General features: G+C 41.6%; 11 protein-coding genes. 6 read left to right on the forward strand and 5 right to left on the reverse strand.

The genetic code is table 11. The features are described from left to right. The first annotated feature begins 18 nt into the window (after window positions 1-18). The 5 genes from PULV_RS14685 (at window position 19) to PULV_RS14705 (ending at window position 9,493) form a co-directional block, all read left to right on the forward strand. Complete coding sequence (locus tag PULV_RS14685) at window positions 19-2,424, forward strand: S8 family serine peptidase (RefSeq protein WP_193332126.1); 2,406 nt, start codon at window positions 19-21, stop codon at window positions 2,422-2,424. Between the two features lie 12 nt (window positions 2,425-2,436). Next, a complete protein-coding gene (locus PULV_RS14690) occupies window positions 2,437-3,018 on the forward strand; it encodes a hypothetical protein (RefSeq protein WP_086745651.1) in 582 nt (193 codons plus the stop codon). A 283-nt stretch (window positions 3,019-3,301) separates the two neighbouring features. Continuing rightward, entirely contained in the window at window positions 3,302-6,688 is a 3,387-nt protein-coding gene (locus PULV_RS14695) for a S8 family serine peptidase (RefSeq protein WP_086745650.1), read from the forward strand. A gap of 160 nt (window positions 6,689-6,848) precedes the next feature. Beyond that, entirely contained in the window at window positions 6,849-9,038 is a 2,190-nt protein-coding gene (locus PULV_RS14700) for a S9 family peptidase (protein WP_086745649.1), read from the forward strand. A gap of 185 nt (window positions 9,039-9,223) precedes the next feature. Beyond that, complete coding sequence (locus PULV_RS14705) at window positions 9,224-9,493, forward strand: hypothetical protein (protein WP_193332127.1); 270 nt, start codon at window positions 9,224-9,226, stop codon at window positions 9,491-9,493. Between the two features lie 103 nt (window positions 9,494-9,596). Here PULV_RS14705 and PULV_RS14710 read toward each other — a convergent pair whose 3' ends face one another. The 5 genes from PULV_RS14710 to PULV_RS14730 all read right to left on the reverse strand — a co-directional run bounded on the left by PULV_RS14710 (window position 9,597) and on the right by PULV_RS14730 (window position 14,064). After that, window positions 9,597-11,090, reverse strand: coding sequence for a sensor histidine kinase (locus PULV_RS14710; protein WP_193332128.1), 1,494 nt, complete (start codon window positions 11,088-11,090; stop codon window positions 9,597-9,599). A gap of 5 nt (window positions 11,091-11,095) precedes the next feature. Then, window positions 11,096-11,815, reverse strand: coding sequence for a response regulator transcription factor (locus PULV_RS14715; RefSeq protein ID WP_086745646.1), 720 nt, complete (start codon window positions 11,813-11,815; stop codon window positions 11,096-11,098). An 81-nt stretch (window positions 11,816-11,896) separates the two neighbouring features. Beyond that, on the reverse strand, window positions 11,897-12,610 hold the full coding sequence (locus PULV_RS14720; protein WP_193332129.1) for a spondin domain-containing protein: 714 nt from the start codon (window positions 12,608-12,610) through the stop codon (window positions 11,897-11,899). Window positions 12,611-12,620: 10 nt separating this feature from the next. Next, on the reverse strand, window positions 12,621-13,322 hold the full coding sequence (locus PULV_RS14725; protein ID WP_086745644.1) for a spondin domain-containing protein: 702 nt from the start codon (window positions 13,320-13,322) through the stop codon (window positions 12,621-12,623). A gap of 163 nt (window positions 13,323-13,485) precedes the next feature. Continuing rightward, window positions 13,486-14,064 carry a TlpA family protein disulfide reductase gene (locus tag PULV_RS14730; RefSeq protein WP_227009413.1) on the reverse strand — a complete coding sequence of 193 codons (579 nt, stop codon included), beginning with the start codon at window positions 14,062-14,064 and terminating at the stop codon, window positions 13,486-13,488. A 67-nt stretch (window positions 14,065-14,131) separates the two neighbouring features. Here PULV_RS14730 and PULV_RS14735 point away from each other — a divergent pair, with 67 nt between their 5' ends. Further along, entirely contained in the window at window positions 14,132-14,515 is a 384-nt protein-coding gene (locus tag PULV_RS14735; protein ID WP_193332130.1) for a DUF4870 domain-containing protein, read from the forward strand. The last annotated feature ends 25 nt before the right edge of the window (window positions 14,516-14,540 follow it).

The following is a 14,540-nucleotide window of genomic DNA, read 5'->3' on the forward strand; positions in this document are numbered from 1 at the left end:
TAAAATCTTAGGGAATTTATGAAACATTCAGTATTTAAAATGTCTGCACTGTCAGCAGCCATCATGATAACGCTGTCAGGTTGTGGCGGTGATAACGACAAAAAAGTAGAAATAAAAGATGTGCCACCTCGCGCAAATAATGTTGAGTTAGCTAACTTAAAACATTGGGTTCCAGTAAAAGACTCACTGAAAGCTGTTGATTCTAATGGCGATGCACTTAGCTTTAGTTTTGCTGAGAATGGCGAAACTGTTAGCGCTATTGAAGGCGTGTATCACTTTAGCCACGGTATATTGGCCTTGGATGGACGTGACTTTACCTACACTTCTTTAACTGGTGAAGATGCTTCAATTGATTACACAGTAACAGCAAATGGCCAATCAGCCTCTGCAAAAATCAATATTTCAGGTGTTGAGAGTGACCCATTAGCGAATGAACAATGGCATCTTCGCAATACTGGTCAGCGCGCCTTTGCTCGTAGTGATGAGTTTTTAGAGGCGAATGCTAAAGCGAACGGTTTAGAAACAGATGAAGAGATTGCTGCCTATAAACAATCGCGTCTGGATTATTTTAATGAAAATCTGACACTTGTTGGCGCAGATATGAATGTTGCTGAAGCGTATCAGCAAGGCGTAACTGGTCAAGGTGTAATTGCTGTTGTGGTTGATTCTGGTTTAGAAATTCGTCATGAAGATCTAGATGATAACGTTGTTCCATATCGTTCGCTTAACTTTAATCCAGGTGCATTTGATCAAACGGATCCAACAAAACCAGTTCCTGAAGATGGTATTTACCAATCATTTGGTGATTACAGTGATCATGGTACTGCTGTTGCTGGCTTGATTGCTGCTGAAGGCTGGAACGGAAAAGGGGGGCGCGGTGTGGCTCCTGATGCGCAACTAATCGGAATGAACTTTATTCATAGCAAGACAAATCAGGGCGACTTTACTGTACAAGCACTGGTTAATGGTCTTCCTGGTAGTGGCATCACCACAGACGAAGAAGTATTATTTAACCGCAGCTATGGTTATACCCCAGCGTTATTTTTACCAGATGATCAAATCGAAGAGATGATGACATCTTATGCGCCGACAATCCTTCGTAACGGTAAAGGGGCAATCAGTGTCAATGCCTCAGGTAATGATTTTGAATCAGGCCGTCACAGTGATGGTAATTTTTGTAAAGCGGCTGGCACCAATGAATTAGGTTTAGGCTGTATTGATATGAATGTATCAGCATCAAACAGAAGCTTAAACCATGTCACTGTTGGCGCATTAAAAGCCAACGGTAAGCGTACGAGTTATTCTACATCAGGCAGTGGCTTATTTGTTACCGCACCGGCTGGTGAAAATGGTAAGTGGGAACCTGCGATGATCACCACTGACAACATGACATGTTTAAATGGTTCATCAGGTTTTCCTTTCTTGAGTTTCATGGATAGCTTGTACGGCCAATTTTGGGGTACTCCAGCAGGTTTTGCATACAGTTATCACTTTTTTGATGCTCCAGGTCATCCACTTAACCCAAGCTGTAATTATACCAATAGTATGAACGGGACGTCTTCTGCAGCTCCGAATACTTCAGGGGTTGTTGCGCTTGTCATGGAAGCGAATCCTGCATTAACGGCGCGCGATATTAAACATGTTTTAGCGACAACAGCATCACAAACAGATCCTGACAATGCCCCAATCATCCGCATGACTGCTGATGGTGATTTTACGGCGCACTTAGGTTGGGTTGAAAACGCGGCGGGTTATAAATTTAATAACTTTTATGGTTTAGGTCGTGTCAATGCAGGCGAAGCTGTAAAAATGGCTAAAAACTTTACATCCCTTTCACCACAAGTACAAAGTGATTGGTACTTTAATGGTCAAGCTGTTGATATTGTCGTGGGTGAAGCTGGAGCTGAGTTTGTATCGGTAGGTGAGTCTTTAGCATTAACAGTGCCGAATAATTCGGTCGAAGGCGCTACGCATGCAATGGTGGTTGATGCAGATCTAACCGTAGAGGCAATGCAATTTAGCTTCACGATTGCAAATCCTCAAACGCGCTCTGATTATAGCCATGAGCAAATCCCTGGTGATATTCAGTCATCAGCGGCTACCGATTTAGCGATTGAAGTGACCTCACCTTCTGGTACTAAGGCAATCATCTTGTCATCAGGTCAAGCAAACTTAACTCCAGCTATTGCAAGCTCTTATTATTACTTAAATGGCTACATACATAGCCCAAGTGTAAGCTTTTTATCGCATGCCTTTTATGGTGAAAGCAGTAAGGGTGAGTGGACGGTAAAAGTAGTGGATGTTGCTAACCCTGAGCAAATTGTTTACAGCAATGGTAATCAGCAAGTAAGTGTTGTATTCCCAAATGACGCACCTTCTGTTCTCGAAGGTTGGGGTGTTCGTGTAACGGGTCGTGTAGAGTAAGGAATTAAGATTATGAAATTTAAAAATATACTCACTCTTTCGAGTGGTTTAGCTGTGTCGGTTATTGCATTTCAATCATTGGCAACAGAACTGCCTGCTGAGTTTAAGCGCACGACTCACGCTCATGCGAATGTAAGCTTACCTACATTTAAAGCTAGTGACTTTAAACATGATGGCCAACAGATCTCTGATGGTTACAAAAAAGTACAGGATATGAAGGCAGTCCCTGAGTTTTTGGCTACTCCTAGTGAAGTGATTGGGCAGCAAGGTGAATACGCACTCGTTAAATCAGCGCGCTCTAGCGCAGCAAATGAAGAGGGATTATTTGCAGGAGATGTGATGAAAAATCATATTTCTGGTGGATTTGCAGTTGTAACTGGTAACTTTGCAGTGCGTGTTGATGATCAGTCAAACCTAAACGCATTATTAGAGCAGTTTAATTTGGCTGTTGTGAAAGATCTCAATATTGATGTTGTGATAGTGAAGCCTGTGAGTCAGGTTGACCTTACGCAGCTTCAAGGAAAAATTGCCGCTTCTGGTTTAGTGAAAGCGGTGAAGTTAGAGAAATTAGAAAACTTAAACCAAGCTTTTTAATGATTGAGTAAATCTGTCGGCATCACGTGTTAGTCGGCGTTTAAAAAGTCCAAAATGATCAAAATCATTTTGGACTTTTTTTATGCCGGTTAATTCATGATTATTGATAAATAATAGTGTGTTAGCTGGATTTTGTTATGTGTAAGATTTTACCTGTTAATTAAATGTTTTTTTATTGTGTTTTTTTGTCTCTAAATTGTTGCTTTGTGATGGGGGGCGATTATATAGTGACTACCTGCAAATTATTCTACATATAATTAACAAACTACTTAGGGGTTTAAGTATGTCTCAGGGAATCATGAAAAAATCAGCTATTGCTTTAGCTGTTACAAGTGTGATGTTGGCAGCTCAAGGTGTTAGTTCTGCAACATTTGAACAGTACAACAAAAAGAATCAAAAGCCAGTTCAAGCACAAGCTTCAAAAAAAGATTCATCAATTAAGCGTGAAGTTCAAAGCTGGGTCGTTAAATTAAATGGTAATGCTCTTGCACAAAAATCATTAGGTGGCAAATCTGTAGCACTATCTGAAATATCATCACTGCAAACTAAAGTTGAGACATCCATTCAGTCTATGGATCTTGACTTGACGGTACTTGCTCGTACAAGCAAGCTAGTCAATTCAATCATTGTAAAAGGTGACCAAGATAAATTAGAGCAGCTATTAGCCTTACCTGAAGTTGACGATATCTATCCTGTCTATGATTTTGAACTTGATGTTGCTGATAGCGCTGATTACGTAAAAGCCACGCCATTAGTTGCTGGCGGTATAGCTAAGGGGGCTGGTGTCAAAGTAGCAGTATTAGATACTGGCGTTGATTACACTCATGCTGCTTTTGGCGGTGCAGGAACAGAAGAGGCTTATGCCGAAGCAGTTAGTGATCCTTCAGCTGTTGTTTGGCCACAAGGTCAAGTAAAGGGTGGCTACGACTATGTTAATTATGATGCGGATCCAATTGATGTAAACACAAATCATGGTACGCATGTTTCTCATTCAGTTACGGGTATAGCTCCTGACGTTGATTTATATGTTTATTCTGTATGTAATTCAGGGTGTTCAGGCTTAGCACAAATTTTAGCGCTTGAAAATGCAATGGATCCAAATAACGATGGTGACATCAGAGATCGTGTTGATGTAGTCAATATGTCTTTAGGTGGAGATTACGGTGACAAAGCATTAGATGCAGTTGGGTTGTTTATTAACCAAGCTGTTAAGTTAGGCACTAACTTAGTTATATCTGCAGGTAATGATGGTGCTTATCCATTTATTGTTGGTGGTCCAAGTACAACAGAAAACGCATTATCAGTAGGGGCAATGACCCACCCAACAGACCAAACTAAAGTATCATCAGGGACTATTGGTGGTGAAGAGACTGTAATTCAACCAGCAAGTTTTGGTCCCAATGTCGCATTTGAGTTTAGTAATGACACAATTGAAGTGGTTTATCCTTCAGAAAACCAAACAGCATGTACAGACTTTGCAGACGGCATTGATTTTACAGGTAAAGCCGTTGTAATCGACCGTGGTGCTTGTGCTTTTGTTACTAAAGTTTTAGTTGCTCAAGCTAAAGGTGCTGCGTTTGTTATTATTGCTAATAACACTGATGATGGTACACCGGCCCCTATGGGTGGCTCAAGCGATGCTGTAACCATACCTTCAGTTGGTGTTAATTATGCTGCTGGCATGGCTTTGAAGGCAGAAAATCCAGAGTTTAATATTAAAGTTGAGTTGAAAAATGGTGCAGGTGCAATTGCATCGTTTACATCACGTGGACCTTCAATGGATGGTTATTTAAAACCTGAAATTACTGCTCCTGGTGTAAATATAATGACAGCTCACCCTGGTTTAGGAGATGGTCTTTCAGGTGCAACAGGTACTTCTTTCTCAGGCCCAATTACCGCAGGGGCAATGAGTCTATTAAAAGAAGCATTACCTGAGCGTAATGCACTTGAATTAAAAGCAACATTAATGAATGCTGCTAACCTTGATGTAACAATGGAACCTCGAGAAATCAATCCTGATACAGCAATGGCTCCTATCAGCTATATTGGTTCTGGATTAGTTGACGTTGAGAAAGCTGCAATGTTACCTGTTGCTGCTTGGGCTAAAGATACAAAACAGGCTGCTTTGTCTTTTGGTCTGGTGAACATTTCTGAAACTACAGAAATGGTCAAAACGGTTGAAATCAAGAATTTCTCTAATGACGCAAAAACGTATGACTTATCATTAGAGCAGCGCTTTGCTGATGATGTCGAACGTGGTGCATTAAGTATGACTTACCCTGCTTCAGTTACTGTACCTGCAGGTCAAACCGTATCATTTGATGTAGTGGCAACAATTGATCCAGCTAAACTACCTGAATGGATGCTTGATTCAAGCAATGTTGGCAGTGTTGCAGCCACTGAGTTATTAACAACATCAGAACTAGATGGTGCATTAAACTTCAGTGAAGGTGGTGAAAAAGCATTTCATCTTGTTTATCATGTATTACCAAAAGCAGCTGCATCAGTCAGTGTTATGCCTGAAAAAACAGAGAATGGTGTAGCGCACATGCTAACAAATACCGGTGCTGTTAATTTTGAACCTTTCTTTGCGCCTACTGTCGCAAGTGATGATATTGATGGCTCTCGTTTTGACTTAGTGAGCGCTTCTATAGAGACAATTGAAGTACCATCGACTTTCTGTGATTCAGGCTATGCAGTATTTACGACTTTCGTGATGGATAAAGGCATAACTCACACTTATGTGGCTGGCTTTATGGCTGATTTCGACTTAGATCAAGATGGAGTGTGGGATGTAACAGCACAAGCGGGTCAGTTAGAATGGTTCTACGATGTTGAACCTGGTACAGCTATTTCGTTTACACATGCTTACGGCTCAACAAGTGGTGCCATTGGTAATGCTTACCACACAGTGGGTAATAACTTTGTCACAGTGCAAAGCTGTTTAAGTAGCTTTGGTTTAACTGCGGAAGAGTTAGGTAAAGTTCAAGCAAATGTACGCTTCCGTACTGAAGAATACAGTTGGACGCCAATCCCTGCTAATTCAGTAGATGATGCAACGGCACTATATACGTTTGCTATATCAGAACCAGTTGCAGGACTAGTTAACTCGACTGGAAACCAGATTGAAATGTTGGCACCAGGTGAGTCTGCAGAGTTACTCGTATCTGGCGCTAAATTCACTATGTTGTCTGATTCAGGCTCAAAAGCAATTAATGTCAATCCAATGGCTGATGTAAATACTGCACCAGTTCTAGCGAATGCAGAGTTCTCAGTTGATGAAAATGCTAGTTCAAGTCATATCATTGGTCACTTGGAAGTAAGTTATGATGCAACGCTGGCTAATCCAGTATCTGAATATATCCTGATCAACTCAACGTCATCAGCAGTAACCATTGATAGCTTTGGTGGCTTTGTTTATGTCGCTAACCCAGATCAACTAGACTACGATGCTGGCTTGACTAAAATTGAGCTAGAGGTCGTCGCTGTTGATACTCGTGGTAATGTATCTGAGAGTGCCATGATAACTGTTAATGTTAATAACTTAGCTGACGAAGCTTCAGAGCTGCCACAGCCGCCGAAGGTTTACGAAAAATCTTCAGGTTCATTAGGTTGGTTTGTATTGCTAGCGGCTCCATTTGCATGGTTACGTCGCAGAAAGCAAAAATAATACTGTGATTTAAGTACTCAAACAGGCCTATCAAACCGATAGGCCTTTTTTATGCGCTCAAGCTAATTTACAACCATTTACATCAGTCTATAGTATGAAGCCTGACTCTGTTCTATGATGAAATTTCGATGAAAAACAATAACAGGAATAAACTCTCATCATGGCAAAAATTCTACCTTTTTCACTCACAGTTCTTTCTTTAGCGTTACTCAGTGCGTGCTCTGATAAAGCGCCTACTCAAACCGTGACACAAAACGAGCAAACAGCAGTTGTTGCATCAAGTGCTCAACAAGTCGTTGCGCCGATTGCAAAAAAAGTCCCATTTGAAATGGAAGTACACGGTGATAAACGTATTGATGATTACTACTGGATGCGTGATGATAAACGCGAAAACCCAGAGATTTTGGCTCACTTAGAAGCAGAAAATAACTACACCAATGCTCAGCTTGCTCATACAGAAAAACTACAAGCGGATTTATTTGAAGAGTTAAAAGCGCGTATCAAGAAAAATGATGACTCAGTGCCAGTTAAAAAAGGCCAATATTTTTACTCAACTGAAATGCGCGGTGATAATGAATACCCCATTTATGTGCGCAGCTCGGATGTGAAAGGCAGCAATAAAGAAGTTTTACTCGATGTGAATGAGCTGGCAAAAGATCATGCTTATTATCAAATATCTGGTTTAGATGTGAGTCCAAGCGGGCAGTTGATGGCCTATGGCGAAGATAAAGTCAGTCGCCGTGTTTATACGCTTAGGTTTCAAGATTTAACCTCAAAGGCAATGCTACCAGATGTACTGGAAGGTACTGAAGGTGATGTAGTTTGGGCAAACGATAATAAAACGGTTTATTACATTAAAAAAGACCCTCAAACGTTACTGGGTTATCAAGTGTTTCGTCATACATTAGGCACGGCGCAAAGTGAAGATCAATTAGTCTATGAAGAAACAGACAATAGCTACTACACCGGTATTGGTAAAAGCAAAGATGGCAGCGTAATTTATATCAGCCATGGCAGTACTGAATCATCAGGCATCTCAGTGATTGATGCCAATAACCCCAAAGCCATGCCACAGCGCTTAATTCCACGTGAAAAAGGTTTAGAGTATGAAGCCTCAAAATTGGGTGATTATTACTACATCACTACCAATTGGGATGCGGTGAATTTTCGCCTAATGAAAGTGCATCAAGATCAGCTAGGCGATAAAGCCAACTGGCAAGAAGTGATCCCACATCGTGCCGATATTAAGCTTGAAGGGATTACACTTTTTAATAATCACTTAGTGTATCAAGAGCGAGAAAAAGGCCAAACCAGCATTAAAGTGCGTGATTTGACTACACAAAAAGAGCAGAGCTTATCGTTCAATGATCCAGTTTTTGCTACGTACATGTACGGTAATTCGGAACTGGATAACCCGTCATTGCGCGTGTATTACACCAGCTTGACGACCCCAGGCACGCATTACGATATTGATTTAGTAAACGGTGAAAAAAATCAGCTCAAACAGCAAGAGGTTTTGGGTGATTTTAATGCTGACAACTATGCATCAGAGCGTATTTTTATTAAAGCGCGTGATGGGGTGGAAGTGCCAGTCTCATTGGTTTACCGCAAAGATAAGTTTAAACAAGATGGCACTAACCCGCTGTACCAATATGGCTATGGTTCGTATGGCGCAACTATGGAGCCGAGATTTTCAAGTACGCGTTTGAGCTTACTTGATCGTGGTTTTGTTTATGCGATAGCCCATATTCGTGGTTCACAAATGCTCGGTCGCCCTTGGTATGATGATGGTAAAAAGCTTACCAAGCAAAATACCTTTAATGACTTTATTGATGTCACCAAAGCCCTGACATCGCAAGGTTACGCAAGCAAAGATCAAGTTTTTGCTGTGGGTGGCAGTGCGGGAGGTTTGCTAATGGGCGCGGTGATCAATCAAGCGCCAGAATTATATAAAGGTGTGGCGGCTCATGTGCCATTTGTTGATGTGGTGACCACTATGTTGGATGAAAGTATTCCGCTAACGACCAATGAATATGATGAGTGGGGTAATCCTAATGATAAAACTTATTACGATTACATGCTGTCATACTCTCCTTACGATCAAGTAAAGAAACAAGCTTATCCAAACTTGCTTGTGACAACAGGCTTACACGATTCACAGGTGCAATACTTTGAGCCTGCAAAATGGGTCGCAAAGCTGCGTGAGCATAAAACGGATAACAATAAACTCTTGTTTAAAGTGGATATGGAGGCCGGTCACGGTGGTGCATCAGGCCGTTTTAAAGGCTTAAAAGATAGCGCGTTAGAGTATGCGTTTATTCTTGATTTAGCTGGGAAAAACACGCTTTAAAATTAGCTTTAAATCATGTTTAAAAGCCAGCCTCAGAGCATGAGGTTGGCTTTTTAGTATTATAAATACCTTATTTTAAAATATTGTACCCGTTTTTTGGTTGATGTAGAGTAAATACTCATGTTGGAAATAAACCTCTGATGTAATCCAGCATATTGAGTAAACATTTATAAAAGGAAATTATTATGTCGTATGTATATCTTGTCACATTGGCCGTTGTTATTGCGCTACTTGCTCGTTGCTTTCAGAAAAAGGCAGCTCAAGTGACGACTTTGCTCTTATTGCCTTTTGTGAGCATTTACTGTTTTTCACTCATCATTGAGCGTATCAATCCGACGCAAAGTAATGATGCGCCGATGATAATGGTTGGGGTGATCGTTACAAGCCTTATAACCAGCGCTATGGCAACCGTGTTATTAATTGCTGCACGTTTTTTGAAAAAGGAATGTGTTTAAATCATCATTAAGACAGCCTAGCGTTGAGAGTAAATATCGGCTGTCGACTGTTTTTGAATGGGTCGACTCTTGTATTGTAATCAGCAGCGCTTAACTCGTGGACTTAACTTTTCATCAAGAGCATTTCAAACTGTGTGCCTTTACCTAATTGGCTATACACCTGAATATCGCTGTGCAGCAATTTAAGTAATTGCTTACAAATGGCGAGACCTAAGCCGCCATGTGTTTTTTTGCACCCTTGTGCGTTGCTGGCGCGATAGCGGGCGTCAAAAATATAATCGATTTCTTCTGCTTTGATGCCTGTGCCAGTATCACAAACTTGTAGTTTGATTTTTTGCCCTTGCGGGATCACTCTGAGCGTGATGCTACCGCCTGATGGGGTATGGCGAAGGGCGTTGTCAATTAGATTACTCAAAACGCGTTCTAATTTGGCAATATCACTTAAAACCATAAAATCACAAATATGTGGTTCCACTTTTAGCGTCACACCCGCTTGTTCCGCTTTGAGGGCAAATTTAGCCAGGCAATCGTACATGAGCTCACCGAGGTTAAAGCGTTCGTTATTGATAGCTACTTGACCTGACTCAAGGTGCGCCAATTCAAAGATTTGATCAATTAAGTTTTTGAGTTGCTTGGCATTATTGAGGCTGATAGCTAAATAATCCGCCTGTTGTACGCAGGCATCTTCTGGCATGGCTTGATTTAGCAGCTCTAAATACCCTTGCAGTGAGGCCAGTGGCGTGCGTAAGTCATGAGATAAATGTGCCAGTAGTTCTCGGCGCTGGGCATCGTTGTGCTTAAGCTGTTTTAACTGACTATCAATGCGAACAAGCATTTGATTGACGCTGCGGCCAAGTTGATGAATTTCATTATGAGTGTTGTTTGGCCACGGCGTTAACTTAACTTGTGTTAAATCAAATTGCGCAGCTTCGATTTTTTTCAGTTGTGTAGCCAGTGATTGAATGGGCTGAGTGAATGTGCGAAAGATGGCTAAAAGCAGCAAAAGTAAAAATACAAGACCCGCAGAAAACCACATTGCAGTGATCATCAGGGCATCGCTGGATTGAATGCGGCTAAAAATAGTGTCATAGGCTTCGCCGCCAATAATAATGTATAGATAGCCTTGCAGGTGCTTTTGTTGTTGATTTTCATGACTATAAACAGGAGCCACTGAAAAAATCTTTTCTTTATCTAAGTTGCGTGGATCTTGGCCATAAATGGGAAGCTTGTTGTTATGCTCGATGAGTGCCAGTAAGGGCACTAAATCGACCTTTTTGCGGGTTACTTTTCCTTTTGGCGCAGAATAAGTCAGGATCTCACCGCTCGGGTCGACAAAATAAAACTCAAAGGCAGGGCCAAGCAGCATTAAGGTATGAAACAAATTTTCCAGAGCATTGTAATCGTATACCCCCTCTTTTAGTAATGGGTTATCAACGACTAAATGCTCAGCTAGTTGCAAATGAAGCTTTTGCTGGGCTTGATGCTGCGAGACTTGCTCGAGGGTTTGGCTCCAGCTAACAATTAATACAATGACGGCACTGAATATTAAAAACAATGAAGCGGCGAGTTTTTGATATAAGGAAAGACGATTTAACATGGTGGTTAACTTAAATTTGTCAGTGAGGTTGGGCTCAGTTTATAGCCCACTCCCCACACTGTTTCGATAAGGTTATCAAGCTGATAAGGTTCGAGCTTAGCGCGAAGTCGATTAATGTGAGAATTGACTGTATGTTCGTAGCCACTGTGCTGATATCCCCACACCGAATCGAGTAAATGGGTGCGACTAAAAACTTGATTGGGATGTGATGCAAAAAAATTCAATAAATCAAATTCAGTTGACGTTAAACTGAGCGTTTCTTGGTAAATGAAGACATCGTGAGATTGCTGGTTGATGATTAAAGGGCCAAACTCGATGATTTTAGCTATGTCTGCAGCCTGATGTTTATTACGCAATAAATGAACATGGCGAAGTTGCGCTTTGACTCGAGCTTGCAATTCTCTGGTGTTAAACGGTTTACAAATATAGTCATCAGCGCCCATTTCAAGCCCAAGCACCCGATCCATATCTGAGCTACGTGAAGTCAATAAAACAATACTTGTTTCGGGGCTGCGATCTTTGAGTTTGCGGCATAAAGTTAAGCCATCCATTTGCGGTAGCATGATATCGAGTAAAATGAGGGAATAGGTGTGTTTTTCTAACTGTTGTAAGGCTAATTCAGCGCTGCCGACGTGATGACTTTCTAGGGATAGCTCTTGTAAATGCATTTGTAGCAACCTTGCGATATCGCGGTCATCTTCTACCACTAAAATTTGATCTTTCATCTTCCTCACCTAGCAAAAAGTAGAGGAAGTCACCCAATGTGAGCGACTGCAAGTCACGGCACTTGCAGTCGTTTTCCTCGATTATTGCATCCGAGTTATGGTGATCGCCATCAGAGGGTTGTCAAATTTATGATCTGAATTCAAAACAGATGAACTCAAACCGTCATCAATACCAACCACACCAGAGTGTAAGCGCACAAAGTCCCGATCTTCTCTTTCGCTGTTAAAGCCTTCGCCACCATCGGCTGGGCCTGGGATGGTGCCTGCCATTTCTGAGTTAGTTTCAGTACCAGCATCATAGGCTACAGTTCGAAATGAGAGTAAATCGCCGACCGCTAACTGGGATACATCTATAGCATTAAGACCGGAGAAACCATCATTCGTATTCACCATCATAGTGACTAAACTCAATTTTATATTTTCGAGCTGCGTGGTATCGAGCATTAGCTCGATCTGATTACCCGGCATAAGTGGGGCTGAGTCACTCGCTGAAGCCAGTACGATATCTTGTGCAAGAAGTGCTGAGTTATCACCTGACTCTGCCATCGTTTCCAACGCCACAGAGGCGCTTTGACCTGTTTGCCAGAACTGACCTTCTTGATGCAGCGCTAATCCAATTGGTGATAGCGGCTGAGCATGGGTCAAGTTAGTAACCGATACAGCAAAACTGTATGTCATTGCTGGAGGGGGAGGTGGTGGCGTCACTACTTCGACCATTTTAGGGTCATTATCACTACCACACCCATATAAACTGATCAGTAACACTGGTAAAGATAGCTTTTTGAACGTATTCATTTTTAAGCTCCTATTTAACCGTCACGGTCACTTTTGCAACGGGGTTTAACCATCTGTGCACTGTGTTATTCAGGTCACTTTTACCGCCTTCCATATCATCGTCGCCTAAACTGCCGCGGTGAATATGAATAGTTTGATTTGTTTCACTGTTTGTAACGCCCGTACCATTCATACCTGCGCCCATTCCTGGAGCGGCTGGGATACCTGGAGTACCTGGTGCACCAGAGCCTTCAATAATCAACTCATTATTGGCTTCTGTGCCTGCATCATAAGCATTTAAATAGATATCGTAGCTGCCCGGCGTAGTTGGGATCATCCAACTATCAAGGCCCACAAAGCCGTCGTTGGTGGGAAGCATCATGGCCGTAATTGATAAATATTGATTGCCATCTGTAGTGTCAAGCATCGCCATGGTTGATTGTGCTGGTGCAAGTAAACCACTTGCCGGGTTTTCTACTTTGTTACCAGATACTGCGTCGATAATACCCGATAAGCCAGCAATGTTGCCGCCTTCTGCCATAGTTTGTAGCTCAGGTGATGCGGCCATTCCAGACATAAACAAGTGGCTGTCAGCATTGTGGGCTGCAATTAATATAGGTGTGAAATAGATGCCTTGTGTCAAATTGGTGATTTTGACATCCAGTGATGCCGCGTGAGCATGTTGACTACCTAAAGCAATTAAGCTCGCAGCGAATAATGTCGAGACCTTCATGTTGTTTTCCTTTTAAGTGGGTGTGCAAAAAAGTATGCAAAACAACTATCAAGAAAGGCTCACGGAGTTATCACGTTTTTATCACAATTTAAGATAGATTTTATCACGAAGGAGAAAGCTTCAGTCTGATCAAGGCAGACCGAAGCGTGTTTAACGCACAAGATCACCACACGAGATGGTCAATGGCATTAGGCATTTCACCAATAACCGTTTTAACGACCTGATTGGCTTCATCGAGCAGTATTAAGCGCGGGATCCCGGCATTGGCGACTTGATTATAATAGTGGCGGTCTTGATCGCTCACGAGAGGGAAATTCAATTGATAGTCTTGCTGAAATTTTTTCAGGTTTTCAACGTTTTCTTCACGGCCAATGCCGATAATTTGTAAATGCTTATCGCTTGCTAAAGGTGAGCTCATAATCTGACTCATTGTCCGCTGTGAGTCATGACACCAAGTGGCAAAATATACGATTAATTTGCGTTTTTCAATGGTGTTTAAATCGATATTCTCATCAGAAATACTGACAAAAGTACGCTGCTCGAATGAGTCTCCAGCGTTCACATAGGTCTGGTATTGAGGGTTATTGGCAGGGAGTGTGCTGGGAATTTGACTGCATGCTGTTAAGGTTAATCCTGCGAGTAATATCATCATTAATTTCATTTCTGGCGTTCGCTTTTGGTTGTTATTATTGGATTTATCAAAGAGTACAGGGCTTTTGATGGGAGTGTCTAGTTGATTCATTTACTTGTGGACTCAATGTAAAAATTATCGCAATATCACCTCACTAAACCATTTAAAAGGAAGCAATATGGACCCGCAAGAACCCGAAGTGATCATTGTTCAAAAAGCAATTACCCGCTCAGAAATCAAAAATTGGAGCATGGCCTGTCACTTAAGTGCATTGGTTGGTTTTTTAATCCCCTTAGGTGCGTTGATTGGGCCGTTGGTAGTGTGGTTAATGAAGCGTGATGAAATGGTCGAAGTGGCAGAACAAGGACGCGATTCGCTCAATTTTCAACTAACGATGCTGATTGCTTATGTGGTGAGTTTTGTATTAGTGTTTATTGGCATTGGTCTGTTGTTGCTCCCTGTGGTTGGGCTTTTCTCACTGGTGATGATTATTATTGCCACAGTAAAAGCCAGCGAAGGAAAGCGTTTTATTTATCCGCTTAGCTTGCAGCTTATAAAATAAGTGTGCTTCATTTCAATGATAGAAA

The organism is Pseudoalteromonas ulvae UL12 (assembly GCF_014925405.1).
GTDB classification, from domain to species: Bacteria; Pseudomonadota; Gammaproteobacteria; order Enterobacterales; family Alteromonadaceae; genus Pseudoalteromonas; species Pseudoalteromonas ulvae.

Bases quoted from the DNA above. Each gene is read 5' to 3' on its own strand.
- PULV_RS14685 (WP_193332126.1), top strand. From the start codon at position 19: ATGAAACATTCAGTATTTAAAATGTCTGCACTGTCAGCAGCCATCATG.
- PULV_RS14690 (WP_086745651.1), top strand. From the start codon at position 2,437: ATGAAATTTAAAAATATACTCACTCTTTCGAGTGGTTTAGCTGTGTCG.
- PULV_RS14695 (WP_086745650.1), top strand. From the start codon at position 3,302: ATGTCTCAGGGAATCATGAAAAAATCAGCTATTGCTTTAGCTGTTACA.
- PULV_RS14700 (WP_086745649.1), top strand. From the start codon at position 6,849: ATGGCAAAAATTCTACCTTTTTCACTCACAGTTCTTTCTTTAGCGTTA.
- PULV_RS14705 (WP_193332127.1), top strand. From the start codon at position 9,224: ATGTCGTATGTATATCTTGTCACATTGGCCGTTGTTATTGCGCTACTT.
- PULV_RS14710 (WP_193332128.1), bottom strand. From the start codon at position 11,090: ATGTTAAATCGTCTTTCCTTATATCAAAAACTCGCCGCTTCATTGTTT.
- PULV_RS14715 (WP_086745646.1), bottom strand. From the start codon at position 11,815: ATGAAAGATCAAATTTTAGTGGTAGAAGATGACCGCGATATCGCAAGG.
- PULV_RS14720 (WP_193332129.1), bottom strand. From the start codon at position 12,610: ATGAATACGTTCAAAAAGCTATCTTTACCAGTGTTACTGATCAGTTTA.
- PULV_RS14725 (WP_086745644.1), bottom strand. From the start codon at position 13,322: ATGAAGGTCTCGACATTATTCGCTGCGAGCTTAATTGCTTTAGGTAGT.
- PULV_RS14730 (WP_227009413.1), bottom strand. From the start codon at position 14,064: ATGAATCAACTAGACACTCCCATCAAAAGCCCTGTACTCTTTGATAAA.
- PULV_RS14735 (WP_193332130.1), top strand. From the start codon at position 14,132: ATGGACCCGCAAGAACCCGAAGTGATCATTGTTCAAAAAGCAATTACC.